Genomic DNA, 26,033 nt, shown 5'->3' with positions numbered 1-26,033 from the left:
CTACAAGCCCGACCATCGCCCCGTCCAACCCTTTTCCCTTACGGCCCTTGAACGGAGACGGGAACAGCGGGCAGGTCGGCTATTTCGGCTGTGGTGCCGGGAGTGGAGGGGAGCTGGAGGAGGGCCCAGAAGTGCTTGGTCTCGTTCGGATCGAAGTTGTTGGCGCCGATCCAGACTCCGGAAGTGGAGGAGCACAGGCAGAGGTTGGCGCGCGAGCTGCTGTCCCGCACCGTGTAGCGGGCGGGGCGGATACCGCGGTCGCCGTCGGCCAGCTTGACGTTGATGGCGGCGTTGAAACGGATGCGCTGCCAGCCCTCGTCGTGGGACATCTCGTGCCGCCACGTCTCCTTCGGGTTGGTGTTGGTGACGGTGTAGGTGAGGACGCCCAGGCCGCCGCCGATGGGCTGCAGCGGGTCGGGGGCGACGGTGAAGCCGTCGGCCCGGGAGGTTCCGGTGGTCGCGACGGGGGCCGGGGAGGGCGCGGTCGGGGTCCGGGTGAAGGTGACGGTGACCCGCCGGTTGCGGCGGCGACCCTCCTTCTCGTCGTTCGGGTAGAGCGGTTCGCGGGAGCCGAGGCCTTCGGCTTCGAACGTCGCGGCGGGGACGAGGGCGCGCAGGCGTTCGGCGACGGCCTCGGCGCGGCGAAGGGAGAGCGGGTCGTTGATCTCGTCCGTGCCGGTGCTGTCGGCGTGGCCCTCGACCTTGACGGCGCCGCCGCCGATCCGGGACGCGGTCTCGCGCAGCAGGCGGTCCGCGGCGGAGGTGAGGTCCGCGGAGTCGACGGCGAAGAGCACGTCCGCGGAGATGCTGACCTCCACCTCCCGTCCGTCGTCGCGGACCTCGGTCTCGGGGTCCTCGGAATGCGCCTCGATCGGGTAGTTCCGCTCCTCGCCGACGGGAGGCGGGACGGCCTGGCCGGGCGGCGCGGTCGGGGGCTCGTCGCTGATCGGGACGTTGAGGAACGGCGTGCCCATCTGGTGCAGCACCGTCGTGGTGCGGGCGCCGCCGGAGGGCGCGGGGACCACCGCGAAGAACGTCTTGTGCCCGCCGGGATCGAGGTACGGCTTGTAGCCGTCCTCGTCGGTGGAGCAGACGCACCCGCCGGCGGTCCGCAACGGGGAGAGCACGCGCCGGGCCGCCGTGTCGACCAGCGCGATCCCGGTCGCGTGCTTGAAGTCCGGGCGGTCGCCGACATGGTCGTTGATCTGGTGCATCGGGTTGTGCCGGTCGTCGTCCAGGTTGGTGATCCGGATCTGGACGAGGACGTGCGCAGGCCCATAACGGTTGAGCCCGACGAGCTCCAGTCGCGCCTTGTCATCGGTGTCGACGTCGACCGTCGCGAGCGCGGGCCGGGTGTCCGGCCCGGCGGGTGCCACGGGCAGGCCGGCGGGGGTCTTCCCGGGCAAGGAGGGCGACGGATCGTCGGTGCAGGCCGCGGTGAGGAGGAGCAGGGCCGCGGTCCACATCCGCCAGACCGGGGCGCGGCGTGTGCCGGAAGGGGGCATGGGGACTCCTGGGGAAGGCGGGGGGTTTCCCCGTGAGATTCTCTGCCCGGTCGTCCGGTTCGCGGTGGGTGTTCAATTTGTGACGAGGCGGGACCTTGCACCACGCCGGCCGGTGCTCCCCGGCCGTGGCGGGCGGGGAGCACCGGCAACGGGCACCGGTTACGGCCGAGGGGCGAGCTTGTTGATGACGCCCAGCCGGTTCATGGCGTTCATCTGGGCGATGGTCGCGATCAGAGCGGCGAGCAGCTCTTCCGGGTAGTGCGCGGCGGCCTCCTCCCAGACGGCGTCGGAGACGCCCTCGCCTCCCGGCAGGAGGGTGCCCTCCTCGGCGAGGGCCAGGGCGGCGCGTTCGGCCGGGGTGTAGAAGGGGGATTCGCGCCAGGCGGCCACGCCCCAGATGCGCCGGTCGTCCTCGCCCAGCCTCTTCAGGTCGGCGCTGTGCGCGTCCACGCAGTAGGCGCAGCCGTTGAGCTGGCTGATGCGCAGGTACAACAGGTCGACGGTGGCGTCGGGCAGCCCGGACGAGCGGATGTACTTCTCGAGCGCGCCGAACGCCCGGTGGACTTCGGGGGCTGTGGCCAGGATGTCGATTCTCATGGGAGGCTCCTCAGCTTCTCGGGATTCATCTGGATGTCGATCTCGCGGATCCGACCGCCGACGACGGTGAAGCCGAAGACGCCGGTGACCGTGCCGTCCAGCACGCGCAGCAGGCCGGGGGCCCCGTTGACCGTCGCGGGGACGAACACGGCGGCCGAGGCGAACTTCCGCTTGACCCCGGCGAGGAACCGGGCGACCCGCTCGGAGCCGGCCACGGGGTTGAGGGCCGCGCGGACCCGCCCGCCGCCGTCGGTGCGCAGGACGACGTCCGGGTCGAGCACGCCCAGCAGCTTCACCAAGTCGGCTCCCGAGGCGGCCTCGGCGAACAGCGCGACCGCCCGCCGGTGCTCGGCCTCGTCCACGTCGAACCGGGGCGCCCGCGCCCGCACGTGCCGCCGCGCCCGCGAGGCCAGTTGGCGGCAGGCCTCGGGCGTGCGTCCGACGGCCTCCGCCACCTCGGGGAAGGCCATCCCGAACACGTCGTGCAGCACGAACACGGTGCGCTCGGCGGGGCTCAGCGACTCCAGGACGACGTGCAGTGCCAGGCTCATCGACTCGTCCAGCGTCACCCGGTCGGCCGGGTCGGGGGCGGTGACGACGGGCTCCGGCAGCCAGGGCCCGACATACCGCTCCCGCCGGTGCCGGGCCGACCTCAGCACGTCGAGGGCGAGCCGCGACACCGTCACGACCAGCCAGCCCTCGACGTCCCCGTCCACCCCGGCACGCCACATCCGCAACCAGGCGTCCTGGACGACGTCCTCGGCCTCGGCCAGGTCGCCGAGCACCCCGTAGGCCACCCGGACGAGCCGCGGCCGCAACGCGTCGAAGTCGGTCACGAGATCGTTCATACCCTGAGCACGAGACGGCCGGGCGAAGTGTGACATCGGCTCAGCGGGCGGGGTGATCGGGCAGGTCCCGGCGCGCAGGGACGGGGTGAGGCAAGGGGGATTTCCCCGGTAAGAGGCACAGAACGCCGGGTTGATTCGATCTGTGATCTTCAGTTCCCGGTGAGGCCCGACTCCCAGGCCCAGACGGCGATCTCCACGCGGTTGCGGGCGGGGAGCTTGGCCTGCACGTTCGTGAGGTGCGTCTTCACCGTGCCCACGGTGATGGAGAGCGCGGTGGCGATCTCCGCGTTGGTGAGGCCCCGGGCCACGAGCCCGGCGACCTCCGTCTCCCTGGAGGACAGTGCCGCGTTCGGCCCGCGGGGGGCGGGCGCCGCGTCCTTGAACCTGCGCAGCAGCCGGAGCGTGATGGACGGGCTGACCAGCGCCTCTCCCGACGCGGCGGCCCTGACGGCCTCGACCAGCAGGGCGGGCCCGGCGTCCTTGAGGATGAAGCCGTGCGCGCCGCCGTGCAGTGCGCGGTGGACGTACTCGTCGTCGTCGAAGGTCGTCACCATGACGACCTTCGGAGGGTCGGCGAGGCCGGGGCGGGTGAGCAGGCGCAGCGCCTCCAGGCCGTCCAGGCGGGGCATGCGGATGTCCATGAGCACCACGTCGGGGCGGTGCCGGACGGCCAGCTCGACCGCCTGCGCCCCGTCGGCGGCCTCGGCGACGACCTCGATGCCGTCCTCGGCGGCGAGGATCATCCCGAAGCCGGTGCGGACCATGGCCTGGTCGTCGGCGATCATCACCCGGATCGTCACCGGAACTCCCCCGCCGGAAGGACGGCTTCGACGGTCCAGCCTCCGTCCGGTTCGGGTCCGGCCCGCAATACGCCTCCGACCATCGACACCCTCTCCTCCAGCCCTTTGAGCCCGAATCCTCCGCCCGTGCCATGCCGCCTGCGCCCGTCGTCGTGGACCCGCACGGTCACCCCGTCCGGGGCGCGGGCCACCAGGACCTCCACCTCGGCGCAGTCATGGGCGTGCTTGCGCACGTTGGTCAGCGCTTCCATGACCACCCGGTGCACGGTGCCCGCGATCTCCACCGGAAGGTCCTCGAGCGTCCCCCGTTCGACGAGTTCGGCCTTGGCGCCGTCCGGCAGGGAGAGCTCGCCGACGAGGGAGCGCACCGAGTCGATCCCCGGGGAGACGGTGCGCGCGAGACCTTCGTCGGACTCGCGCAGCATCCCCACCATGCGGCGCATCGACGTCAAGGCCTCCGCTCCGGCCCGTTCGATCTCCTCCAGCGCGGGCAGGACGAGTTCCGGCCTCTTCGCTGCGACGGCCCGAGCCCCCTGCGCCTGCACGACGATGCCCGTCACGTGGTGGGCGACGAAGTCGTGCAGGTCCCGGGCGAACTCCGCCCGCTGCTCCAGCCGCACGTTCGCCTCCCGCCGCCGCCTGTCCACCGAGACCAGACGGGCCGTGAGCCCCGCCCCCAGCACCGTCACGGCGGCCAGGGCGAGGAACAGGGCCATGATCACCCCGGTGTCCCGCACTCCGATCGCCACGGGCCTCAGGGCGATCGCCGCCACCAGCGTCGGCGCGGCCGCGACGGCGCCGGCCGGAGCCCCCCGCCAGGAGACGAGCGCCAGCAGGACGAGCAGGACGGCCGGCTCGGTGAACCCGAACGCGTCCGAAGCCGAGAAGTCCGCTCCGGAGACGACGCGGAGGGCGACCGTCCCCGCCAGCGACACCGCTCCGGCGGCGCAGGCCGCAGCCGACAGGGCACGGGCTCCCAGCCGCCAGGAGACGAGCGCGACCGCGAACGCCACCGCCAGGCAACCCAGCTTGATTCCGCCCACGGCCCCGTAGAACGCGTCCCACCGGAGGTCGAGCAGCCCGCCGAAGCCCACGACGGTAACGGCCCCCACCGCCAAGGCCGTGTCGAGGAGCCGGAACCGCCCGTCAGATTTCATATCGGTGAGGCTAACCGCGGGTTGGAGCGGACGGATCTGCCGAAAGTCGTAGTGCGGGCACGGGAGACCCTCCTTTCGGAAGATCCGGGGAGAGAGGGCGCGGACCGAGACTCGTCGGCGACGAAGTCCTCGAAGTAAGGAGCAAGCCGGTGAATGACATCGATTTCGAGATCGGTGCCGAGCTCGTCCTGGGGCCGCTCCTGGCCGCCTTCTGCGTCCTCACGGCCGTCCGCGCCGCGCGAAGGCACCCCGGCTGGACCGGCGGCCACGCCCTCGTCCGCCTCGCCGCGGCCTTCTACACGGCGGCCGTGCTCAGCCTCACGATCTTCCCGGTCGCGATCACGTACGGCCGTTACGCGAACCAGACGCCCTGGTACGAGATGGTCAACTTCATCCCGCTGCTCACCGTCGACCTGTCGTTCGTCCCCAACGTGGTCATGCTGGTGCCGCTGGGCTTCCTCATCCCTTTGATGTCCGCCCCCTCCTCCCTGAAGCGGATCGCGGGCCTCGCCTTCCTCGCCTCCCTGGCGATCGAGACGGCGCAGCTCCTCTCCTACCTGCTGTTCAACAACGGCCGCTCCGTGGACGTCAACGACCTCATCGCCAACACCCTCGGCGGCGTGCTCGGCTACCTGGCCTTCCGCCTGGCGGCGCGCGTCCCGAGCCTGGACGCCCTCCTGCGCCGCCTGACCCTGCCGGCCCCCGCTCCGGCCGGGTCACGGGAAGAGCCCGCCGTTCTCTGACCGGTCGCCCGGCACGGCGGGTCTCGGATCAGCTGTTGGTCAAGGATGCAGGGGTTCCGTCAGGGGCGGTGCCCACCGCCCACAGGGAGCCGGCCGGTGCGGGGAGGGGGTCGACGTCGGTGACCGAGCCGACCGGGAGGGGCGTGGACTGCCAGGAGGCGCCGTCGAAGCGGTGGGCGACGGTCTTGTCGACGCGCCACAGAGAGCCTTCGGCGTCCAGCAGGTATTCGTCGGCAGTGGAGCCCGGGAGCGGTTCTGGGGAAAGCGGAAGGGCGGTCGTGACGCCGTTGGACACGTGTTTCACGGAGCGGAGGTTCGAAAGTTCGGCGTAGTAGGAGCCGTCGCCGTCGACGCCCACGAGGAACGCGTTGGGGACTCCGTTCACCTCGGCCCAGGAGGCGCCGTCCCAGTGGAGCGGCTTACGGGCCGGGGAGACGGGAGACAGGTACACGTCGTTCGCGCCGAGCGCGTGGACCTTCTCGATGTGAAGACCGGGCGTCGGATGGACGGTCCATTCACCGGCCTTCCAGTGCATCACGCACTCGCGGCCCCAGGCGGCCCAGAGCTCGTCGGTGCCGACGGCGGTCAGGCTGAGTCCGCTGACCGTGCTGATGCTCGAGCAGATCCCCGTCGGCAGGACGATCTCGTTCCACTTGTTCCCGTCCCAGCGGAAGAAGCGGTCTTCGAGGTTCTTCTCCCCGGCGAACCACACGTTGCCGGAGGAGGAGGCGTCGAGGTCCAGCAGTTCGAGGTTCCACGTCGCAGGAGGGTTCTTGGTCTCCCAGAAGACACCGTTCCAGCGTTTGACGGTCGTGCTGAACTCGCATTTCCTCCCGGCTCCTAGGAGCGGGATCGACCAGTCGTAGCAGAACCGCCCCTCGTGACCGCCGACCCACACCTCCTCGGGCCCCAGTGCGGCCACCCGGGAGAGGCCGGCGTCGGACACCATCAGCGGAGTCCGGGTGACGCGCCATGGTCTTTCCTCGGCATACGCGGCCGGAGCCATGAACCCGGCCGCCAGAACGGCGGACACCGCGGCGATGAACATCTTCCTCATGCCGGCCATGGTGAATGCCGCCCGCTCCTCTTTTCTTGTTCGAAGAGCGGCAAACAGCACCGGAGAATTTTCCTCCCTCCGGACACTTCTCCGTTTCTGTCAACGACGCGGGGGCACCCTCAGCGACGCTTGACGAACCGCGCCCGTTCGTCCGGGGCCAGCCGCTCGGTCGCGTGCCGGACGGTGATCCTCGGCAGTCCGGGGGCATGCCGGTCGAGGAAGTCCACCAGCGCCTTCTCGTCGTGGCGGCTGATCTCCCGCAGCATCCACCCCAGGGCTTTGTGGATCAGCGGCTCCGGATCCCGGCGCAGCGCGAGCACCAGCTCGAACGTCGGCTCGTAGCGGCCGGCGCGGATCAGCGTCAGCGTGGCGACCACGGCGATCCGCCGCTCCCACAGGGAGGCCGAACCGGCGAGCCGGTCCAGGACGTGCGAATCCGACTCCAGCAGCCACGGCCCCAGCACGACCGGCGCGGAGCCGTCCACCAGGTCCCAATTGTCCACAGAGCCGGTGCGCGCCAGGTAGAAGTCCACCAGCGCCTCGCGGTCGGCACCGCGCGCCGTACGCACCTGCTCGGCCAGGACCAGCAGCCCCGCGAAACGCTCCTCGTGGACCCTGCCGCGCAGCAGCGAGTCCACGTCGTCCAGCGTCAGATCCCGGTAGGTCCGGGCGAGCCCGCGCAACACCGGGACCCGTACGCCGAGCAGCTCGTCGTCATCGGCGGGAGCGAGCACCCTCTCCTGCTGGGCGCGCACCCGAGGCTCGGCCAGCTCCCGCAACTCGGCCCGCAACCGCTCGAGAGGGGCATCCGTCATGCACCGGGACGATAGCGCAGCACACGGTCGCCCCCGGTGGCCTCCCCGATCCGCGGCCACGCCTCGCGGACGGTCTGCGGCCACCATGTCCTCCGGCCGGGTCGGCGGGTTCGCCGCCAGGTCAGGGCAGCAGGGGGAAGACGGCCTCCCAGGCGTCGAGACGCGGATCGGGGAGGCCGCCGGGGGAGACCTTCCGGAACTCGAGCAGGGGTTTCAGCATGTTCTTGGCGATGCGGAGGCGGAGCATCTCCGGTCTTTCCAGGGTGCGCCAGCGGGGGGCCGACTCCCTGGCTTGTTCCAGGGGAAGGGGGAGTTCGTGAAAGAGCAGGTCCAGGGCGTGGCGGGGATTCAGCAGGTCCACTTCGGCGGAAGGGGGTACTGCTCGAAGGAGGAGCGCGGTCATGTTGAGTCGCCGTATCACGGACTCCCGGTGGGGAAAGTCCCCGCTTTCTTCGGCTGCCCGGAGTGCGTGTGCGAACGCCTCGGCGCATTCCGGCCATTCGCCGGGCCGGAGCGTCGTGCACTCCTCGGCGAGGGCCCTGGAAAGGAGCTGGACGACGCCCAATTGGTATCCGCGGGGCGGTGGTTCGACGGACGGGGGCTCCGTGAGGAGAGCGGCCACGAGCCGCCGCAGATCGAGTGAGGGCAGTTCGCCGTAAATGCTCATGGAATCCGAATGCCGGGTTCTCGTGTCGAAGGCGAAGGGTCAGGCCGCCGGAGGCTTGAAGCGAGGTTCGGGTCCGGAGGCCCGTTGAGCGCCCTGCGGAGTGTCGGCGAGCCAGCAGAAGCCGCCGAGAGGCTCCCAGCCCAGTGTCTCAAGGCCCGCGATGACGCGCTCGACCGTCTTCTCGGGCGTTCCCTCCCAGGGCTCGAAGCCGCTTTCCCCGAGGTCTCCGACCATCATGAGGCGGTCGGCAAGGAGGCGGTGGAGCACGGCGGGGACGAGGTTCTTGAAACGGTCCGGCGGCGCAGGGAAGGCTTCTCGGACATGCCACAGAAGGGTGTCGACGGGGAGCCAGTCGTCCAGCCCCTCGCGCAGCAGGGTGTCGATGATCGACTCAATTTCCGCCGTCAATATGCACCTTCAACGGTTTTCCGCCGGGCGGGAAGATGTCGATGGTCTCTCCGCCGGACTGCGAAGCGGTCCTCCACTGGACGACCGTGCCGTCTTCGAGCTTGTAGACCTCAGGGATCTTCGGCCCGCGGGCGGGGAGCCGTTCCGCGCCTTCGGCCAGGTTATCGAACAGGGAGCGGAGTTCCTTCGCGTCCTTGACGATCTTCACGCTGCCCGCCTGGCGGCCGTCCGGGAGGGCGTCGAAGCGGTCGCGCCAGCATCCCCCGGCATTGTGGACGAGGACCGGGGTGCCGCCTGCGAGCGCATAGTAGGTGTGCAGGTCGGCGACGGTGAGGTTGTGGACGCGCGCGACCGCCGTGTGCGGCCGTGCGCCCGCCAAGACGGTCCGGCCGGAGGGCGTACGGAGGGATGCGCCGGGGGCGAGCTCCGCCGCGTTCCGCCAGTCGCGGGCCCCGGACGCCCAGAAGGGATGGTTCGCGGTGGCGGTGAGAGCGGGGCTGAAACGGCCGAGGAACCCGGTGGAGAGGGCGACCAGGTGTTTGGTGCCGTGGCTGGTGATGAGGCGGGTGACGGGCCGTGGCCCGGAGACGCCGTGGGCGGGGTCGGTGGCCCAGACGAGGTCGCCGATCCGGATGTGTTCGATGGGTTTCGAGGTGCCGTCGGCCAGCAGTATCCGGGTGCCGGGCAGGAAGCTGCTGGGGAGTTTGCAGACTCCCTTGTCGTCGAGTTTCTTCTTGGCGGCGTCGAGGGCGTCGTCGGCCTTCTTCTTGCGGGCTTTGGCGTCGGAGACCTTGTCCCAGAGTTCTTTGAGGCGTTTGGCGAGTTTGACGGCGCCGGGGATCTTCTTGAGGATTTTGAAGACCTTGCCCCAGGGGACGAGTCCGGCGAGGGCGCTGATGCAGGCGACGATGTCGCCTTTGGACAGGCAGTCCTCGATGTCGGTGATACCGACGAGGTCCTTGAGGAGGTCGAGGATCTCTTGTTTGACCTTGTCGGATTCGTCGCCGAGGTCGTCGAGCGCCTGGTTCGCGGCGTCGGCTTCCTGTTTGGCGTCGTTGTAGGTCTTGACGTCCGGGTCGTTGGGATCGAGCGCCGGGTTGGCGGGCGCGGCGGCGGGTGGCTGGCCCTGGGGGTCGGGGTCGGGTAGCGCAGGGTCGTCCCCGGCGGGGTCGTCTCCGGTCGGGTCGTTCTCACCCGGCGGGTCGTCGGCGGCCACCGGAGGCTGTTCGTCGGGGCAGTCGCGGGCGTCGTTGCCGCTGAAGAGCTGGCAGATGGCCGCAGCCGTGTTCGTCTTGACCCTTTCGGGGAGCGCCACGACCGCGAAGACCGCTGCGAGTGCCGCGACGAGGATGAGGATCGCACCGTACTCGACGGCTGAGGCGCCGCCGTCACGGCGTAGACCCGTACGTCGTCTGCGGCTCACGGACGACCTCCCTGGAAGGCGGTGGAACCGTCTAAGACAACCGAAGGGAGGCGCTGGAGGAGAAGGGCCCAGGGACCCAGAGCGGCGTCAGGGGCGGGGCGTCGCCGAGGGTTCTTCGTCGGTTTCTTGCGCTTCGGGTACCGGACGCGGCCGGGGGCGCGTGGTGAGGCGGTGGTAGGCCAGGCCGGCCAGGAGGCCCCAGAAGGGGGCGCCGATTCCCAGGGCGGTGATGCCGGAGGCGGAGACGACGAGGGTGATGACGGCGGCTTCGCGGGCTTCGGGGTCCTGGACGGCGGCGTGGAGGGAGGACGCGAGGGCGGCGAAGAGGGCCAGGCCCGCGACGGATCCGATGAGGAGGGGCGGGGCGGTGGCGACGAAGGAGACGGCGAGGCCCGAGACGGGGGCGAGGAGGAGGTAGACGACGCCGCCGGTGACGGAGGCGATCCAGCGGCGGTCGCGGTCGGGGTGTGCTTCGGGGCCGGCGGCGAGCTGGGCGGTGATGGCGGCGAGGTTGACGACGTGGCCGCCGAACGGCGCTCCCAGGACGGTGGCGGCGCCGGTCGTCGTCAGGACGGGGCGCAGGTCGGGGCGGTAGCCGTTGGCGGCCAGCACGCCCATGCCGGGGATGTTCTGGGACGCCATCGTCACGATGTACAGGGGGAGGGCGATGCCGATGAGCGCGCCGAACGACAGCGTGGGCCACTCGAAGTCGAGGGCCGGCAGGGGGCTGGAGAAGGCCGGCGCGTCGGCGGGCCGGGTCAGCCAGACGGAGGCGAGGGCGACGGCCAGCGCGGCGGGCACCGCCCACATCCTGGTGCGGGCGAAGCGGCCTAGGACCAGCCAGGTCAGGACGACGGGTACGGCGGCCCGGGGGAGTTCGGCGACGGCCTTCACCGGCGCGAGGCACAGGGGCAGCAGGACGCCCGCGAGCATCGCCGACGCCAGCGGGACGGGGATCGCGGCGATCAGCCGGGCGAGCCGCGCGGACAGCCCGGTGAGCGCGAGGAGCACTCCGGTGACGGCGAAGGCCCCCAAGCCCGCCCGGTAGGTGATGTCCTGGCCGACGCCGGACGCCAGGAGCGCGGCGCCGGGAGTGGACCAGGCGATGCTGATCGGCATCCGGTACCGCAGTCCCAGGAAGATCGAGCTCAGCCCCATCGTCACCGACAGGATGAGCAGCCCGGACGCCGCCTGCCGCTCGTCCGCGCCGATCGCGCGCAGCCCGGAGAGCACGACGGCGAAGGTGCTGGCGAAGCCGACGATCACCAGCACGATTCCGGCGAGTACCGGTTGGAGTCTCACGTGTGCCACCGCCTCGCGGGTCGGAGGGAGCCCGAGTGTTCCGTTTACGGAACACTGAGTGTAGGGCGCACTGTTCCGTAAACGGAACAGTGCGCATCCGGCATGCTTGGGCCCATGACCGACGGACCCAGCCTCGCAGCCGAGATCGGGCGGCGTATCCGCGAACTCCGCAAGGCCCGGGGGCTCTCCCTCTCGGAGCTGGCGCACCGCGCGTCCGTCGGCAAGGCCACGCTCTCCGCACTGGAGTCGGGCACCCGCAACCCCACCGTCGAGACCCTCTACGCGATCACGGCCCAGCTGAACGTCCCGCTGGCCGCCATCCTCACGGATCCGGGAATCCGCCCCCCCGAGGCCGTCTTCCACGGCGAGGCCGTCTCCGGGCAGCTGCTGGAGGCGTTCGAAGACCGGGAGTACGTCACCGAGCTGTACCGGCTGCGCATCCGCCCCGGGCGCCGCCAGGTCTCCCCGGCGCATCCCGAAGGGGTCACCGAGCACCTGACGGTGTTCGCCGGCGCCGCCAGGGTGGGCCCGCTGGACGCGCCCGTGGTCATCCCCGCCGGCTCCCACGCGTCCTGGCGCTCGGACGTCCCGCACCTCTATGCGACGGAGACGAGCGAGGAAGTGCACGCGGCGCTTCTCATCCGCCATCCGCGTGCGTGAGAAGGGTCACCGTGGCCGTATCCGGACGTACGGGGCCTTGACTCTTCTTTCTCCGTGATGTTCTGACCTGAATATCCAGCGGCGTCACGATCTCGTGGTAATGGCCGACCGGTGGCCGGAACAGGACGGGGGAGCGGGGCCTCGGGGCCCTTTTCTGCCGCGCCGTCTTCTGGTAGGGCCGCGAATAATCCCAGTTCAGCACGGGACGTGTGACACCTGCGGGCCGCCCGTCGCTGTCTTCTGGGCCTTTCCGGCCGGGAACTTGCTTGAATTATTAAGCAGATGGCAAGGGGCTCCGGAGGGGTCTCTGATTCCTTTGTCAGAGTTCGTTATGGTCCGTTACTCTCGCGCTGAAACCGACTTAGGCGTCAATTGGGGTGGAATGCTGAGCGGAGGTGCGGGGGTGACGTCTGTGGTCCTCCTGGGCGATTTCCCGACCGTCGGGCTGCGGGGCGCGGCCATGGCGGCCCGGATGCCCCCGACCGGACCGGGGACGGGCCCCGCCGCCGCCCACGAGCTCGCCGAACGCCTCGCCCCGATGCTCGACGGGGGAAGGGCGGTGCTGGCGCTCTACCCGTCCTGGCGCGAGCAGGCCGACCTCCCCGTCCTGCGGATGGCGCGCAAACTCCTGGACGCCAGGCGGCTGGCCTTCGGCGAGGTGTCGCTGCCCCCGCTGGCACTGTCGTTCGTCGCCGACCAGTGCGCCCACCTGGCCCCGCACGTGGAGCCCGGCGTCCTCACCAGCCTGCTCCCGCGGCTCTCCCGGGCCGTGGCCGCCGGGGCCTGGGTCTCCAGCGTCGCCAAGCTCGCGCACGTCAAGACCGGGCTGCGCCAGCACATGCGCTCCTACCTGCCGCGCGCCGGATTCCTGGTGACGGCCTCACCCGCGCAGGACGTGCGGCGCGTCACCGAGGACGACCCGCTCTCCGCCTGGCCCGGACGGCTCGCGGACCCGGCGATGATGCTCGTCGCCGACCAGCAGGGCGACGCCGCCTGGATCAACGACCGGCTCCGCGTCTCCCTCGCCGCCCAGTCCGTCTCGCTGACGCCGCCGCAGCCGGCGAGCGCCGCCTACTGGGGCACGCCGAAGTTCACCGAGTTCGTCGTCTGGTCCGGCCACCCCCAGGCCATGCAGATCCTCATCCGGGGCATGTCCTGCCGCCCCTGCCCGTGGTGCGGGGAGCAGACCGGCCTCCCGGTCTGCGCGTTCTGCGGCTGCGCCCAGCCCCCCGGCACCGTCGTCCCCCAGCCCGACCTGCCCGACCTGTGGACGACCATCGAGACGGCGACGGCCGCCGTCCGCGAGGCCGTGCCCGTACCCCAGCCCGTGCACCGGCCCGCGCCCCCGCTTCCTCCCGGACCTCCGCCCCCGCTTCCGCCCGGGCCGAAGCAGGCGACCCCGAACCCCTACCCGTCCGAGCCGCGGACACCGTCCGCCGAGGTGACCAGGCCCGAGCCGCTGCCGCCCCCGGCCCCGGCGCGCCCGCCGTCCTTCGGGGCGTCGGCCGCGCCGCCGCGGCCGGAGATCCCCAGCCGTTAGAGCCGCCCTCCACACCCCCCAGGAGCTCCCTCATGAACCCCCGCCAGCGAAGAGGCGTCCTGCTCATGGCCGTCGCGGTGGTCGGCGCCGTCGTGGTCTTCTTCATGGTGGCCGGATACCTCGGCCGGGTCCGCGCCGAGGTCGGGGCCAAGATCGAGGTGCTGCAGCTCAAGCAGGCCGTTCCCGCCTACACCACGCTGACCGGCGACATGTTCCAGCCGGTCATGGTGCCGCGCAAGTGGACGCCCAAGACGATGATCAGCGATCCGGGGCAGCTGGCGGGGCAGGTCGCCGCGACGGACCTGCCCGCGGGCGCCCACCTCCAGCAGGGCATGGTGATGCCCGCGCCGCTCCTGCAGCCGGGCCAGCGGGAGATCGCGATCCTCATCGACGCCGAGACGGGCGTCGCCGGCAAGGTCGATCCCGGCTCGATCGTCGACATCTACGCCACCTTCCCCGCGGGCCAGAGCAACAAGGCCTGCGCCATCCGCATCATCAGGGCGGCCAAGGTCATCCAGATCGGGCAGCAGACCGAGCAGCGCGACGACCGCAACGCCAAGGTCAGCGAGGTCGTGCCGATCACCTTCGCGCTGAGCAGCACCGACAGCCTCAAGCTCACCTACGCCGAGAGCTTCGCCACCAAGGTCAGGCTGGCGCTGGTCGGCGGCCAGGACGGCCAGGCCCCGCCGACCGGCCAGGTCTGCGACGCGACGGCGGCCAAGTGATGGGCACTCCGGCGGGGAGCACGAGCGGCGAACTGCGCATCCTGCTGGGCGCCGAGGACCGGGAGCTCGCGGCCCGGCTCGCCGCCCAGTTCCAGGAGCTGCCGGACCTGCAGCTCGTCGGCGTCGAGGCGCACTCCGACGCCCTCATCGGCGCGGTGGAGACGCTGCCGGACCTGGACGTGGTGCTGCTGCACCAGAACCTCGGCCCGCTGCCGGCCTTCGACGCCATCCGGGAGCTGGGCGTCCGCTACCCGCAGCTGGCCGTCGTCCTCATCGCGGACGAGGCGACCGCCGAGGTCTACGCCGCCGCGATGGGGGTGGGCGCCCGCGGCGTCATCTCCGACGACCCGACGCTGGCGGAGCTGCAGAACCGGCTGCAGACGGCGGGCGAGTGGTCGCGGACGATGCGGCGGCACTTCGACTCGTCCTACAACAGCCCGATGCCGGGACGGCTCGGCACGATGCTGTCGGTCTGCGGGGCCAAGGGCGGGACGGGCTCGACGACCCTCGCCGTCCACCTGGCGATCGCCGTCGCCTACGGCAAGCGCAGCGTCTGCCTCGTCGACATGGACCTGCAGAAGGGCGACGTCCCCACCTACCTGGACGTGCAGCACCGGCGGAGTATCGCCGACCTCGTCCGGGCCGCCGACGACCTGGACGGCGCGATCCTCTCCGAGGCCCTGTTCGTCCACAAGGACGGACCGCACCTGCTGCTCGCCCCCGAGCAGGGAGAGCTGTCGGAGGACGTCACGGCCCGCGCGGCACGGCAGATCCTCGCCGCCCTGCGGTCCCGGTACGACGTGGTGATCGTCGACTGCGGCTCCCACGTCACGGACGGCACCGCCACCGCCGTGGAGCTCGCGGACACCGTCGTCGTCGCGGTGACGCCGGACCTCCCGGCGATCCGCTCCGCCAAGCGCCTGACGAAGATGTGGCGACGCCTGAACATCCGCAAGGAGGAGGACGTCGTCGCCGTGCTGAACCGGCACGACAAGCGCAACGAGATCCAGCCGGACCTGGCCCGCAAGATGCTCGGGCTGACCCTCCTGGACACCACGCTTCCCGCCGCGTTCCGCGGGCTGGAGGAGGCCGCGAACACGGGTGTCCCGCTGGACGTGAAGGACGCGGCGTTCCGCAAGGCGGTGGGGTCGCTCACGCGGGAGACGGGGCTGCTGGAGAAGCGCAAGGACGAGGACGATGAGGCCGGCGAGCTCGCCAGAACCGGTAAGTCCGGTAAGTCCGGGAAGAAGGACAGCGGCGCCGTCATCACCGAATTCGCCGGCATCATCCCGCTGCTCTGCCTGCTGGGCCTGCTCGTCGCCCAGGCGATCGTCACCGGCCTCACCTCCATGTACGCCTCGCACGCCGTCAACGAGGCGGCCCGTGCCGTCGCCGTGCTCGGCTACGACGATCCCGCGAGCCAGGCCGAGGTCCGCGAGCGCACCGTCGCACGCATCTCCGGCCGCTGGGGCAATGAGGACCACCTCACCCTGAAGGTCGAAGGCGGGTACGCGAAGGTCGCCATCGACACCCCGTTCCTGCTGCCCGGCCTCCGCACCGGATTCGACGTCACGGCCGAAGCGAAGATCGTCCCGGAGGGGGACTGATGAACCGCGACAGGGGAGCGGCGGCCGTCGAGTATGCGGGCATGTTCCCGATCACCGCGCTGCTCCTGCTCACCCTGTTCGAGGCGCTGATGGCGTCGCTGAGCGTCGAGCGCGTGGAGAACGCCGTGCGCACGGGAGCGCGTACCGCCTCCCAGACGCACACCGTCGCCGCCTGCGTCCCTGCGGCTCACGGGGCGATGCCGGACTGGCTGAACGGCAAGGTCGTCACCGCAGCCGCAGCGGACGGGGGCGTGGAGTGCTCGGTGAAAGCCGAGGTGCCGCTGCTGTGGCCCGGTGTCCCGCTCGAATTCACCGTTGAACGCACTGTCACCATGCCGATGGGGTAGCCGATGGCACTCAAGGACAGACTTGAAGACGACCGGCAGGCAGACGAACGCGTCAGCCGCGCCGGGGTCGCGCACTGGCGGCAGCGGCTCCTGGAGGAGATCAACCTCGACGAGCTCGCCTCCCTCACCATGGCCCAGCGCCGGGCCAGGCTGGAGAAGGTCAGCGGCCACCTCATCGCCCGCGAGGGTCCCGTGCTGTCGGCGGGCGAACGCGCCGCGCTGATCCGCCGCGTCGTCGACGAGGCGCTCGGCCTGGGCGTGCTGGAACCGCTACTGGCCGACGAGAGCATCACCGAGATCATGGTGAACGGCCCCGACCACATCTTCGTGGAGCGCGCCGGGCAGGTGCAGCGCATCGACACCACCTTCACCAGCGTCGATCAGCTCTACCAGACCATCGACCGCATCGTCGCCCTGGTCAACCGCCGGGTCGACGAGTCCAGCCCGATGGTCGACGCCCGCCTCCCCACCGGGGAGCGCGTCAACGTCATCATCCCGCCGCTGTCCCTGGCCGGGCCGATCCTCACCATCCGGCGCTTCCCCCGCGCCTACACCATCGAGGAGCTCACCGAGGGCGGCGCGATGGACACCGCGACGGCACTGCTGCTCGCCTCGTTCGTCCGCGCCCGCATGAACCTCGTCATCTCCGGCGGCACCGGCACCGGCAAGACGACGATGCTGAACGCGCTGTCGGCGTTCGTCCCCGGCCACGAACGCATCGTCACCATCGAGGACTCCGCCGAACTCCAACTCAAGCAGGAACACGTCATCCCCTTGGAGTCCCGGCCCGCCAACATCGAGGGCAAGGGCCAGATCACCATCCGCGACCTGGTCCGCAACGCGCTGCGCATGCGACCGGACCGCATCATCGTCGGTGAGGTCCGTGGTGGCGAGACCCTCGACATGATCCAGGCGATGAACACCGGACACGACGGGTCGCTGGTGACCGTTCACGCCAACAGCGCCGAGGACGCGGTGTACCGGCTGCAGACGCTGGCGAGCATGAGCGACGTCAAACTCCCCTATGAGGCGATCCGTGACCAGATCAACAACGCGATCGACGTCATAGTTCATCTGGTGCGGGGTCCGGACGGCTTCCGGCGGATCGGAGAGGTCGCGGTGGTGTCGGCACGGCGCACGGAGAAGTTCGCGCTGAAAACGGCCATGGAATTCGAAAGCGAGCCGATTTCGCCTGATCGGGTGGTGCGCGGGGTGTTCCGCCACCACCGGCTGCCCGGGCTCGTGGCCGACCGGCTGCTGGCGGCCGGGGAGAGCGTCCCGGGATCCTTCGGCATCGAATCGTCAGGGGGCGGGTCATGAGCCCCCAGACCATTCTCGTCGCTCTCGCCGTGACGCTGCTGGTCGCCGTCTTCGCCCTCCGGGAACTGAACGAAGGCTGGCAGCAGCGTCGGCGTCTGCTCGCAAGCCGTTCACTCATCGGCGACGAACGAAGGATCGACGGGTTGTGGGGCCGCCTGGACACCCACATACGCCGCGTCGAACTGGGACGTTACGTCGGGCGGCGGCTCGCCGCGGCGGGGGTGCGGATCCCCATCTCGGTGTTCTTGTCCCTGATGGCGGCAGGGGTCGTGGTCACCGTCGTGTTCATCGGTTCCTGGATCGCGCCGCTATTCGGGATCGCGGCCGCGGCGGTCGTGATCGCGTTGTTCTTCAGCTACCTGAGTCGTCAGGAAGAAAGACGCAAGGAAGAGTTCATCGCCCAGCTTCCCGAACTGGCACGCGTACTGTCCAACGCGACGAACGCGGGGCTGGTGCTGCGTACGGCCGTCGAGATCGCCGCGGGCGAACTCGCCGACCCCGCCGGAGCGGAGCTGCAACGCACGGCGGACGCCCTGAAGCTCGGCCAGCCGGTGGAGGAGGCCCTGCGGGACCTCGGGGAGCGGCTGCCGTCACGGGAGCTGGCCGTGCTGGTGTCGACGCTCGTGGTCTCGGCCCGCGCCGGCGGTTCGCTGGTGACGGCGCTGCGGACCATCGCCGACACCCTCGAGGACCGCAAGGAGGTCCGGCGGGAGGTCAAGACGATCATGGGTGAGGCGGTGGTCGGCAACTGGGCGATCGGTGCGATGGGGCTGGGCTCGCTCGTGCTGGTCAACCTCATGCAGCCCGGGGCACTGCGCTCGATGAGCGAGAGCACGATCGGCCAGGTGCTGCTCGGCGTGGCGGCGGTCCTGTTCGTCTCCTCCATCCTGATCATCCGCCGCATCACGCGGATCGACATCTGAGCGGGAGCCATGTTCATACTCGGGATCTCACTGGCCTCCGCGCTCCTGACCCTGATCGCCTTGCGGGGATTCGCGCTCTACACCGGCGGCGACCGGGTGGTGCCGAGCTCGCTGCCCCAGGCCCCGCCCAAGCCCAAGAGCGAGGGTGTCTTCATTCTCAACCGCATCGCCGACGTGGTCGGCAGGCCCTTCACCGGGCCGATGCTGGAACTGCTGGCACCCTGGCGCACCCGCATCCGGCGGCGCATCGACGCCGCAGGACGCCCCGGCGGGATGACCGTGGAGTCGTATGCCCGGCAGACGGCGGGAATGATCGTCTTGTTCGGAGGGCTCAGCGTGCTGATGTTCCTCCAGGGCAAGATGTCGATCGCGATCGCGACCCTGGTCGCCATGTTCCAGAACGAGTTCCTGCTGTACGGGCGAGCCCAGAGCCGCAAGGCCGAGATCGAACAGGCGCTGCCCGACTTCCTCGACGTTCTGGCCGTGACCGTGACGGCGGGGCTGAGCTTCCGGACGGCTCTCGCCAGGGTGGTGGAGAGCATGCCCGGCGCCTTGGCGGAGGAGTTCCGCATCGCCCTGCGCCAGATGGAACTGGGCACTCCACGCCGGGATGCCTTCGAGGACCTGCGTACGCGCAACAACTCACAGGCCATCGGGCAATTCGTCACCGCGCTGCTGCAGGCCGAGGAGCTCGGCGCACCGCTGAGCACCGCGCTCATGGACATCGCGGCCGACATGCGCCGGGAGTCGGCGCAGTGGGCCCGGCGCCGGGCGCAGCGGATGACCCCCAGGATCACGGCCGCGACCACCGCGCTGACCCTGCCGGCGATGATGCTGGTGATCGTCGGGTCGTTGTTCTTCAGTTCGGGATTGGACCTCGGTGGTCTCTTCGGCTGAGGACAGGATCAGGCTGGCCCGTGACGCCCTGACCTCCAGACTGGGCACGATGGTCCGGCTGCTCATGCAGGTGCGGCTGCTGCTGGTGGCGATCTCCGTACTGTTCCTGTCGGTCGAGGACCTGAGGGCGGGGACCCTGTCGCTGGTCGCCTGCGTCGCCCTGCTCTCCTGGCTGACCGCCCGTTACTGGGACGTGCTGGTGCCGTGGGCGCTGGCCTACCCGGTGCTCGCATGGGTGGACATGGTGGTCTCCTTCGCGGTGCTGGGGGTCAGCGGCCTGGAAGGGCCGTTCTTCCTGTTCACCCTGGTGAACGCCGCGGTCGCGGGACTGCTGTACCGCTGGCCCGGCATGGTCCTCATGTGCCTGTCCGAGATCTGCTGCTACTACCTGATCCTCTGGAGCACCGAAACAGAGAAGATCACCTTTCAGACGATCGTGGGACAACCGTCGTACTACCTGCTGCTGGGTTTCTGCGGGGTGGCGATGCGCCGCTTGCTGGACGACCAGGCGCGGCAGGAGAAGGCCCGGCGGGCCGCCGAGGTGAACGCGGCGGCCTGGTCCGAGCGGACGAGACTGGCCCGGGAGATGCATGATTCGCTCGCCAAGACGCTGCGGGGCGTGGCGCTGCGGGCCGCGGCGCTGCCGCTGTGGGTGAAGCGGGACGTCCAACGGGCGGTGGTCGAAGCCGAACAGGTGGTGGCGGCGGTCGAGATCGCCTCACGAGAGGCCCGGGAACTCCTCGTGGAGCTCCGGGACGGACGGCTCTCCCGACCGCTGGCGGAGGTCGTCCGGGAATCGGCTGAGAACTGGGGTGCCGAGCACGGTGTCGAAGTCGAGTGCGTGCTCGACGCGACGGTGGAACTCGAACCGCTGACCAGGCACGAGCTGCATTCGATCCTGAACGAAACGCTGACGAACACCGCCCGTCATGCGCGGGCCGGACGGGTCTCCATTCGGCTCGAGCGCGAAGAGGCGGAGGTCGTTCTGACCGTCGAGGACGACGGAGTGGGATTCACCCTGGTGGAACCTCGCGAACTCGCGCGGGGAGGGCACTACGGGCTGATCGGACTGCACGAGAGAGCGGAACGGGTGAACGGCCGCCTCGAGGTCAGGGGACGGCCGGGCCTCGGAACGACCGTGGCGGCCTGGTTCCCGCTCTCCCACGAAGCCGCGTTGAGAAAGGCGGGCTAGATGAGCGCACCCAGAGTGGTAGTCGTCGATGACAACCTGGTCGTACGGTCAGGCCTCGTATCGCTGCTCGAAGCCTCCGGAGTGACCGTGGTCGGCGAGGCCGGGGACGGTGAGACCGCGATCGGGCTCGTCGAGCGGCTCCGCCCGGACCTGGTCCTGCTGGACGTGCAGATGCCGCTGCTGGACGGGGTCTCCGCGTGCGAGAGCATCAGCCGGACCAGCCGGGTCATCATGCTGACCTACACCAGGGACCCGGACGTGATTCGCGGCGCCCTGAACAACGGGGCGTCCGGTTACCTCGTCCACGGCGAGTTCAGCGCACAGGAACTCGCCGACGCCGTCCAGACGGCGCTGGACGGGGGGAACCCGCTCTCCCCGCCCGCCGTCTCCGCCCTGGTGGGCCTGGTCAGGTCCGAGCCCGTCCCGCTGCCGGAGCGTGTCAGGTCCGAGCCCGTTCCGCCGCAGGGCCGCCGGAGCCGCGAGGAGTACGGGTTGTCGGCCCGTGAGATCGACGTCATCAACCTGGTGGCGCAGGGACGGTCCAACGGAGAGATCGCGGGTCGGCTGTTCCTGTCGGAGAAGACCGTCAAGAACCACATCAACCGGATCTACGCCAAGCTCGGAGTCGTCTCCCGGGGAGCGGCGATCGCCACCTGGCTGGGCACCATCGACCAATGGGAGAACACGCCGTGAGTTGTTCTCCCATGGTGGGGGCCCAACGTTTTCTGGGCCCCCGGAGTTGGGTCTGCGGGCCCTGTCCCGGAGCAATTTCTCTCTTTAACGTCTCCTGCAGAGCGAACCCGTGGTGGACACCTCTGGAGGAGAGAAATGAACCCGCTGATTCCCTTGTACGTGACCCTGCGGACCTTCGTCCAGGACCGGGTCGAGCGTCTTCAGAACCCGGAGGACCGCGGTGCCGGCGTCGTGGAGTACGCGGCGCTGCTGGTCCTGGCCGGCGCCCTGATCGTGGCGCTGCTCGACACGGACATCATCGACACGCTGAAAGAGAAAGTGGAGGACGCGCTCGACGACGTGTTCTCCGCGGGAGACTGACGACGGCGGAAATCCTGTTCGTCCAGAACATGTGGTGGTGGATTCATGAAAGTGAATCCACCACCATTTTTGCTGTGAGGAAATGGTGATGAAGAGAGTTCTGTCGCTCAGGAGCGCAGCGCGTCGCGGTGTCGCCGTCGGCGCGGTGACCGCCCTTCTCGCAGCCGGGTGCAGCGATGCCGGGGAAACCGGAACCGAGCCTCGCGCCTCCGATGCTCAGAGCACGCGGGGAACCGACGCTCAGGGCACAGGGGGAATCAAGCCCCTCCAGGTCCAGCGGGTGGAGTTGGCGAGCGGCCCGGCGCGTCTGGAGTTGCTCTCACTCGGCAGGACGGACGGAGGAAGAGTCGCCGCGCACCTGCGGTTGACGACCGAGACCGAGACGGGCCGCCACTTCCGCAGGGCCCTGGAGTACCAGAGTTCCGGCGAGTACGACATCGGAGGGATCGCGCTGGTCGACGTCGTGGGGAACAAGCTCTACTTCCCGTTGCGCACCACCACGGGTGAGTGCTTGTGCACCACGGTTCCGCGGGAGCTTCCGGCAGGCGGCTCCCTGGATCTGCACGCGGTGTACCCGGCTCCGCCGGAAGAGGTGGCGAGAGTGACGATCTGGGCTCCGCGCACGACGCCGTTCCACGATGTGGAACTGGCTGCGGGCCAGGTGGCTCCGGTTCCCACCCTGACCGTGGATCCGAGTACCGCGGAACTGGCCGCGCCGACCATCCGCTCCTTGCTGAACAACGCCGAGGGGCTCGAACAGTCGACTGACGAGGAGGGGGAGAACCGGAGGATCCGGATCTCGGCGGACGTGCTCTTCGAGATAGACAAGGCGAACCTCGGCCCGGAGGCGCAACGGATCCTCAAGGGGGTGGCGAAGGAGATCGACGCCTCCTCCGATGAGGCGGTCGAGGTCGACGGCTACACCGACAACACGGGGACGAATCGACACAACAAGGATCTGTCTGAACGGCGTGCGGAGTCCGTGGTGAACGCGCTCAAAGGGCTGGTCACCCGTTCAGGCGTGACATTCCGGGCCGAAGGGCACGGAGAAGATGATCCGGTCGCATCGAACGAGGCCGAGGAAGGTCGCCGCCTCAACCGGCGGGTCGCCGTCAGCTTCACCCGTCCCACTCCGACTCGTCCGTCCGCTCCGCCGGCGGCGTCCGGGAGCGGAGCCTTCACCTGGTCGGACTCCCTCCCTGTCATCGGAACACTGCGCCCCAGAGCCGAAGCCGGGGCCGGTGACGTGGCGAAGCGGGTCGAAAACCTCCAGTACGACATCAACGCCCTTCATCGGGACTCCACCGGATCGGTCAGCCTGGTATGGACCGTCACCAACAAGGGCACCGAGGAGATGAACCTCTCCATCGATTTCAAAGAGCACCTCACCAGCCGGTACGAGGGCGGCGGCACCGGTGGAGTGATGCTCGTCGACCCTGCCGCAAAGGTCCGCTACGGCCCGCTGCGGGACGACGAAGACGTCTGTCTGTGCTTCCACGGCCTCATATCCGGCAACTACATCCTGGACCCGGGTGAGCAGGCGGTCTATTCCGGCCTCTACAAGCTTCCCGAGGACGTGACCGCCATCGACGTCCAGATCCCCTTCTACTCCAGCAGCCACACCATCCCCGGCCTGAAGATCGGCTGATCCGGGCCCCACGTTGGGTCTGCGGGCCCTGTCTGGATATTCCGGACGCATGTTCCCTTGAAGCGGCATTTCGCTGCTTCTCGGGAAAGGCTTCCATTGGGCCGCAAGAGATGTTCGGGGCCGCGCCGTGACGGGGGCGCGTCAGCCGTCGAGTACGGCGCGGTCCTCATCCTCGTCGCGGCGCTGGCCGCGGTCTTCACCGTGGTGGCGCTTCCCGAGAGGGTCAAGACCAGCACCGCCGCCGCGATCTGCCAGCTCTTCAGCGGCACCGACGCGCGTGACTGCCCCGAAGAGCAGCCCCCGGCGGCCGTCGACGGCCCGGACGCCGAGGACGACCCCGCGCTGCCCGACCCGACCACCGAAGGCCGCCCCCCCGACACCGATCCTGCCGACCCGGCGCTCGATCCCGACGACCCGGACGTCCAGGCCTACAACGACGCCAAGCAGGAAGCCGGGGACGCAGACCAGGCGCTCGACGATCTCGGTGACGAATCCGAGGACGTCAAGCAGGAGATCCTGGACCTGCTCAAGGACGTCGTCGGTATCACCGACATCGAGGACTGCCTGTCCAAGGGCGACATCGTCGCCTGCATCAGTGCCCTGGCCGGGCTCGTGCCCTGGGGCAAGGTCCTCAAGGTCCTCAAGAAGATCCCCGGAGCGGTCAAGCTCGCCAAGAGGCTCAAAGAGCTCTGGGACAAGGTCTCCGACGCCAAGGCCCGCAAGAAGAAGGCCGACGACGCCCTCGACGCGGCCGAGAACAAACTCAAGGACAAGGGCATCTGCCCCGTCAGCGCGCCCAACAGCCTCCTACCGGGTTTGAGAGCGCCCACGTTGACCGTGGTGCGCGTCCACGATCGCACCCCAGCCGGCCCGCACTTCCAACGCCTGGTGGCGGTCGGCACACCGGTCCTCGTGCCCGTCTCGGCGGACGACCGGTTCAAGCACCTGAACCGGCCCGGCTACCGGAACTACGTGCTCGTCGACAAGAACGGCAAGGTCTACTACACCGGCATGTTCGGCCCCAACGACACGCCCGCCGGGGTGCAGAACCGGCACGGAAACAACCACAACCGGTTCGACCCCTCCAACGGCGACACCATGCGGGTGACGCCTGGGACCAGGACCTACGGGGAGTCGCGGCTCATGGAACAGCGGCTCGCCGAGCAGCACGGGACCATCATCGGCAGGGACGGGGACAACTACCGAGGCAACCGGCAGAACCCCCTGGACCCGGCTAAGCTCAGCGAATACGAGGCGTACGAGCAGCGCATCAAGGGAGGATGCCCGTGAGCGCGGAACCCGCCCTCGACGAGGAGACGCTGCGGACGGCCGTGGAACTGCTGTCCCGGGTGACCGAGGGATTCACCGAGGAGCTCGGCGGTGAACCGGCGCTCGGGGAACTGCTCGAGATCATCGCTCAAGCGGTCCCGTTCGACAGCGAACTCGTCGAAGGGGCACGGCTCCCCGTCCGGTTCAAGGCGGAGCTCGCACGCGGCCGCCGGTACACCCCTCCGGCGGATTCTCGCACGGCCGAACTGAACGACAACACGTTCGCGGAGGCGTCCTCGCTCGTCAGCTTCCTGACGGAGCACTTCGCGCCCGCGGGAGGGAAGCACTCCTCCTACGAGTTCCTGGGCCCGCTGCTGCTCCAGGTCCTGCATTCCGCAGAGACGCCCCTGGCCGACCTCGACCCGCGCACGGTGTCCGGCCTCGCCGTCGAGCACCCCAAGGGCAAGCCCGGCGGCAAGCCCGGAGACATCGTGGCTATCCCCGCGAAGAACGGATTGTTCCGGTTCGCAGTGCTCGTCGCCCGCAACCAGTTCGGCCTGGCTCTGGGCTTCCTCGAAGGCGCGTCCCGCGTCCCCCGTCCGAAACCCCCGCTGACGCCGGGAGCCGTCTTCTACACCGACGACCTGCTCATCACCTCCGGGGACTGGCCGGTGGTCGCCCGGGACGAGCACCTGCTCGCCCTGTTCCCGGCCGAACCTGAGATCTACCACGGCACGGACCTGGCCTTCCCCGGTGTCTCCGTCGGAGAGTTCGGAGCCGCGGAGACCCCTTCTGGCGAACTGCGCGAGATCGACGAGGACGAGGCCCGCGCGGTGGGCCTGCTGGACGGCACCTACCAGCAGGCCTACATGAGCAGCCACCTCCAGCGCCTTCTCCTGGAAGGCTCCCTGCCCGGCGTCCCCCACGAGACCTGACGCGCCCGTCGGCTCGGTCCGCCCCAGCCGCTCGAGCGCACCGGGTGTGCCCGTCACCCGCGACCCACCCGGCCGGGAGGCCTACTGCTTCGCCCAGTAGATCATCCGACCGTAGGAGCCGAGCATCTTCGGATCCGGATGTCCCTCATGGACGTTGGACTCGATCAGCGGGTGTTCTTCGGAGAAGAGGGAATCCAGTTCGAAGATCGCCTGGTCGATGTCCTCCTCGAGCTCTTGCGTGCGGCGGCGAACCCAGAAGGACAGTTCGACGCGATGCGTCTCGACGAGGACCGCCACGGCGATGACGTCCGAAGAGATCAAGCCGAGCAGCGCCTGAACCGCGTCCAGGACGATGGCGTTCTCGCGCCGCAGCGCTTCCGGGCCGGTCACGGCGGACTCGCCTGGGGATTCATCGGCACCACGCTCGGACTCTTCGTTCCCTTGATCATGAAAATGTTCGTGGGTACGCCGTTCCGGCCTGCTCGCGGGTTGTTGTCGAAACCCGTGACGGACGTGACTCGGATTTGAATGTGCCCGTTCTTGGTTATCCCCATGATCTGCGCCTGACCGTTATGGTACGCATCGAGTACGGACT

The 26,033-nt window shown here is 69.7% G+C and carries 27 protein-coding genes and 1 pseudogene; 15 read left to right on the top strand and 13 right to left on the bottom strand.

Going from position 1 to position 26,033, the window contains the following annotated elements; translation table 11 throughout:
* Nucleotides 1-38: 38 nt before the first annotated feature.
* The 5 genes from ABD327_RS09410 to ABD327_RS09390 form a co-directional block, all read right to left on the bottom strand.
* Nucleotides 39-1,505 carry an OmpA family protein gene (locus tag ABD327_RS09410; RefSeq protein WP_344449857.1) on the bottom strand — a complete coding sequence of 489 codons (1,467 nt, stop codon included), beginning with the start codon at nt 1,503-1,505 and terminating at the stop codon, nt 39-41.
* 159 nt (nt 1,506-1,664) lie between these two features.
* Nucleotides 1,665-2,102: a carboxymuconolactone decarboxylase family protein gene (locus tag ABD327_RS09405; RefSeq protein WP_344449856.1), complete on the bottom strand. Its 438-nt coding sequence runs from the start codon at nt 2,100-2,102 to the stop codon at nt 1,665-1,667.
* Complete coding sequence (gene sigJ / locus ABD327_RS09400) at nt 2,099-2,950, bottom strand: RNA polymerase sigma factor SigJ (RefSeq protein WP_344449855.1); 852 nt, start codon at nt 2,948-2,950, stop codon at nt 2,099-2,101. Before sigJ ends, ABD327_RS09405 begins: the two co-directional genes overlap by 4 nt.
* 149 nt (nt 2,951-3,099) lie before the next feature.
* Complete coding sequence (locus tag ABD327_RS09395; protein ID WP_344449853.1) at nt 3,100-3,750, bottom strand: response regulator; 651 nt, start codon at nt 3,748-3,750, stop codon at nt 3,100-3,102.
* Complete coding sequence (locus tag ABD327_RS09390) at nt 3,747-4,907, bottom strand: sensor histidine kinase (protein WP_344449852.1); 1,161 nt, start codon at nt 4,905-4,907, stop codon at nt 3,747-3,749. Before ABD327_RS09390 ends, ABD327_RS09395 begins: the two co-directional genes overlap by 4 nt.
* 149 nt (nt 4,908-5,056) lie before the next feature.
* Between ABD327_RS09390 and ABD327_RS09385 the strand changes: the two genes are divergently transcribed.
* The gene (locus ABD327_RS09385) at nt 5,057-5,650 is read left to right on the top strand and encodes a VanZ family protein (protein ID WP_344449851.1); all 594 of its coding nucleotides are present in this window, start codon (nt 5,057-5,059) and stop codon (nt 5,648-5,650) included.
* Between the two features lie 28 nt (nt 5,651-5,678).
* On the opposite strand, the gene ABD327_RS09380 is transcribed toward ABD327_RS09385, so the two are convergent.
* The 6 genes from ABD327_RS09380 to ABD327_RS09355 form a co-directional block, all read right to left on the bottom strand.
* Nucleotides 5,679-6,707: a hypothetical protein gene (locus tag ABD327_RS09380; RefSeq protein ID WP_344449850.1), complete on the bottom strand. Its 1,029-nt coding sequence runs from the start codon at nt 6,705-6,707 to the stop codon at nt 5,679-5,681.
* 119 nt (nt 6,708-6,826) lie between these two features.
* Nucleotides 6,827-7,522, bottom strand: coding sequence for a DNA alkylation repair protein (locus ABD327_RS09375; protein WP_344449849.1), 696 nt, complete (start codon nt 7,520-7,522; stop codon nt 6,827-6,829).
* 121 nt (nt 7,523-7,643) lie between these two features.
* On the bottom strand, nt 7,644-8,189 hold the full coding sequence (locus ABD327_RS09370) for a hypothetical protein (protein ID WP_344449848.1): 546 nt from the start codon (nt 8,187-8,189) through the stop codon (nt 7,644-7,646).
* Between the two features lie 39 nt (nt 8,190-8,228).
* On the bottom strand, nt 8,229-8,597 hold the full coding sequence (locus ABD327_RS09365) for a hypothetical protein (RefSeq protein ID WP_344449847.1): 369 nt from the start codon (nt 8,595-8,597) through the stop codon (nt 8,229-8,231).
* On the bottom strand, nt 8,581-10,020 hold the full coding sequence (locus ABD327_RS09360; protein ID WP_344449846.1) for a polymorphic toxin-type HINT domain-containing protein: 1,440 nt from the start codon (nt 10,018-10,020) through the stop codon (nt 8,581-8,583). Before ABD327_RS09360 ends, ABD327_RS09365 begins: the two co-directional genes overlap by 17 nt.
* A gap of 87 nt (nt 10,021-10,107) precedes the next feature.
* Entirely contained in the window at nt 10,108-11,322 is a 1,215-nt protein-coding gene (locus ABD327_RS09355) for a benzoate/H(+) symporter BenE family transporter (protein WP_344449845.1), read from the bottom strand.
* Between the two features lie 114 nt (nt 11,323-11,436).
* Between ABD327_RS09355 and ABD327_RS09350 the strand changes: the two genes are divergently transcribed.
* The 14 genes from ABD327_RS09350 to ABD327_RS09285 all read left to right on the top strand — a co-directional run bounded on the left by ABD327_RS09350 (nt 11,437) and on the right by ABD327_RS09285 (nt 25,438).
* Nucleotides 11,437-11,982 carry a helix-turn-helix domain-containing protein gene (locus ABD327_RS09350; RefSeq protein ID WP_344449844.1) on the top strand — a complete coding sequence of 182 codons (546 nt, stop codon included), beginning with the start codon at nt 11,437-11,439 and terminating at the stop codon, nt 11,980-11,982.
* A gap of 403 nt (nt 11,983-12,385) precedes the next feature.
* Nucleotides 12,386-13,522 carry a hypothetical protein gene (locus tag ABD327_RS09345; RefSeq protein ID WP_344449843.1) on the top strand — a complete coding sequence of 379 codons (1,137 nt, stop codon included), beginning with the start codon at nt 12,386-12,388 and terminating at the stop codon, nt 13,520-13,522.
* A gap of 32 nt (nt 13,523-13,554) precedes the next feature.
* Nucleotides 13,555-14,247 carry a Flp pilus assembly protein CpaB gene (cpaB, locus tag ABD327_RS09340; protein WP_344449842.1) on the top strand — a complete coding sequence of 231 codons (693 nt, stop codon included), beginning with the start codon at nt 13,555-13,557 and terminating at the stop codon, nt 14,245-14,247.
* Complete coding sequence (locus ABD327_RS09335) at nt 14,247-15,854, top strand: CpaE/TadZ family protein (protein ID WP_344450111.1); 1,608 nt, start codon at nt 14,247-14,249, stop codon at nt 15,852-15,854. The genes cpaB and ABD327_RS09335 overlap by 1 nt, the downstream gene beginning before the upstream one ends.
* The gene (locus ABD327_RS09330; protein ID WP_344449841.1) at nt 15,854-16,201 is read left to right on the top strand and encodes a TadE/TadG family type IV pilus assembly protein; all 348 of its coding nucleotides are present in this window, start codon (nt 15,854-15,856) and stop codon (nt 16,199-16,201) included. The genes ABD327_RS09335 and ABD327_RS09330 overlap by 1 nt, the downstream gene beginning before the upstream one ends.
* Before the next feature lie 3 nt (nt 16,202-16,204).
* Nucleotides 16,205-17,521: a TadA family conjugal transfer-associated ATPase gene (locus ABD327_RS09325; RefSeq protein ID WP_344449840.1), complete on the top strand. Its 1,317-nt coding sequence runs from the start codon at nt 16,205-16,207 to the stop codon at nt 17,519-17,521.
* Nucleotides 17,518-18,444 carry a type II secretion system F family protein gene (locus ABD327_RS09320; protein ID WP_344449839.1) on the top strand — a complete coding sequence of 309 codons (927 nt, stop codon included), beginning with the start codon at nt 17,518-17,520 and terminating at the stop codon, nt 18,442-18,444. Before ABD327_RS09325 ends, ABD327_RS09320 begins: the two co-directional genes overlap by 4 nt.
* 9 nt (nt 18,445-18,453) lie before the next feature.
* The gene (locus ABD327_RS09315) at nt 18,454-19,341 is read left to right on the top strand and encodes a type II secretion system F family protein (protein WP_344449838.1); all 888 of its coding nucleotides are present in this window, start codon (nt 18,454-18,456) and stop codon (nt 19,339-19,341) included.
* Nucleotides 19,325-20,533, top strand: a complete 1,209-nt coding sequence (locus tag ABD327_RS09310; RefSeq protein WP_344449837.1) for a sensor histidine kinase — start codon at nt 19,325-19,327, stop codon at nt 20,531-20,533. The genes ABD327_RS09315 and ABD327_RS09310 overlap by 17 nt, the downstream gene beginning before the upstream one ends.
* Nucleotides 20,534-21,226: a response regulator gene (locus ABD327_RS09305; protein WP_344449836.1), complete on the top strand. Its 693-nt coding sequence runs from the start codon at nt 20,534-20,536 to the stop codon at nt 21,224-21,226. It begins immediately after the preceding gene.
* Nucleotides 21,227-21,361: 135 nt separating this feature from the next.
* Nucleotides 21,362-21,586 carry a hypothetical protein gene (locus ABD327_RS09300; RefSeq protein WP_344449835.1) on the top strand — a complete coding sequence of 75 codons (225 nt, stop codon included), beginning with the start codon at nt 21,362-21,364 and terminating at the stop codon, nt 21,584-21,586.
* 280 nt (nt 21,587-21,866) lie between these two features.
* On the top strand, nt 21,867-23,234 hold the full coding sequence (locus ABD327_RS09295; protein WP_344449834.1) for an OmpA family protein: 1,368 nt from the start codon (nt 21,867-21,869) through the stop codon (nt 23,232-23,234).
* A gap of 96 nt (nt 23,235-23,330) precedes the next feature.
* Nucleotides 23,331-24,524, top strand: a complete 1,194-nt coding sequence (locus ABD327_RS09290; protein ID WP_344449833.1) for a hypothetical protein — start codon at nt 23,331-23,333, stop codon at nt 24,522-24,524.
* Nucleotides 24,521-25,438 (top strand): hypothetical protein, encoded by a 918-nt coding sequence (locus ABD327_RS09285; RefSeq protein ID WP_344449832.1) that lies wholly within the window; start codon nt 24,521-24,523, stop codon nt 25,436-25,438. The genes ABD327_RS09290 and ABD327_RS09285 overlap by 4 nt, the downstream gene beginning before the upstream one ends.
* Nucleotides 25,439-25,519: 81 nt before the next feature.
* Here the strand turns inward: ABD327_RS09285 and ABD327_RS09280 are convergent, their stop codons facing one another.
* On the bottom strand, nt 25,520-25,828 hold the full coding sequence (locus tag ABD327_RS09280) for a MafI2 family immunity protein (RefSeq protein ID WP_344449831.1): 309 nt from the start codon (nt 25,826-25,828) through the stop codon (nt 25,520-25,522).
* Nucleotides 25,825-26,033: pseudogene (locus ABD327_RS09275) on the bottom strand (polymorphic toxin-type HINT domain-containing protein); the annotation flags it as partial. The pseudogene ABD327_RS09275 and the gene ABD327_RS09280, both read right to left, overlap by 4 nt.

Origin of the sequence: Actinocorallia aurantiaca (genome assembly GCF_039533685.1) — a bacterium.
GTDB lineage: Bacteria > Actinomycetota > Actinomycetes > Streptosporangiales > Streptosporangiaceae > Actinocorallia > Actinocorallia aurantiaca.
This window is presented reverse-complemented; position numbering and strand designations above follow the sequence as displayed.

Coding starts and splice junctions, on each gene's coding strand:
- ABD327_RS09325 (WP_344449840.1), top strand. CDS start 16,205: ATGGCACTCAAGGACAGACTTGAAGACGACCGGCAGGCAGACGAACGC.
- ABD327_RS09335 (WP_344450111.1), top strand. CDS start 14,247: ATGGGCACTCCGGCGGGGAGCACGAGCGGCGAACTGCGCATCCTGCTG.
- ABD327_RS09350 (WP_344449844.1), top strand. CDS start 11,437: ATGACCGACGGACCCAGCCTCGCAGCCGAGATCGGGCGGCGTATCCGC.
- ABD327_RS09315 (WP_344449838.1), top strand. CDS start 18,454: ATGTTCATACTCGGGATCTCACTGGCCTCCGCGCTCCTGACCCTGATC.
- ABD327_RS09330 (WP_344449841.1), top strand. CDS start 15,854: ATGAACCGCGACAGGGGAGCGGCGGCCGTCGAGTATGCGGGCATGTTC.
- ABD327_RS09390 (WP_344449852.1), bottom strand. CDS start 4,907: ATGAAATCTGACGGGCGGTTCCGGCTCCTCGACACGGCCTTGGCGGTG.
- ABD327_RS09320 (WP_344449839.1), top strand. CDS start 17,518: ATGAGCCCCCAGACCATTCTCGTCGCTCTCGCCGTGACGCTGCTGGTC.
- ABD327_RS09380 (WP_344449850.1), bottom strand. CDS start 6,707: ATGAGGAAGATGTTCATCGCCGCGGTGTCCGCCGTTCTGGCGGCCGGG.
- ABD327_RS09370 (WP_344449848.1), bottom strand. CDS start 8,189: ATGAGCATTTACGGCGAACTGCCCTCACTCGATCTGCGGCGGCTCGTG.
- cpaB (WP_344449842.1), top strand. CDS start 13,555: ATGAACCCCCGCCAGCGAAGAGGCGTCCTGCTCATGGCCGTCGCGGTG.
- ABD327_RS09305 (WP_344449836.1), top strand. CDS start 20,534: ATGAGCGCACCCAGAGTGGTAGTCGTCGATGACAACCTGGTCGTACGG.
- ABD327_RS09375 (WP_344449849.1), bottom strand. CDS start 7,522: ATGACGGATGCCCCTCTCGAGCGGTTGCGGGCCGAGTTGCGGGAGCTG.
- ABD327_RS09405 (WP_344449856.1), bottom strand. CDS start 2,102: ATGAGAATCGACATCCTGGCCACAGCCCCCGAAGTCCACCGGGCGTTC.
- ABD327_RS09410 (WP_344449857.1), bottom strand. CDS start 1,505: ATGCCCCCTTCCGGCACACGCCGCGCCCCGGTCTGGCGGATGTGGACC.
- sigJ (WP_344449855.1), bottom strand. CDS start 2,950: ATGAACGATCTCGTGACCGACTTCGACGCGTTGCGGCCGCGGCTCGTC.
- ABD327_RS09300 (WP_344449835.1), top strand. CDS start 21,362: ATGAACCCGCTGATTCCCTTGTACGTGACCCTGCGGACCTTCGTCCAG.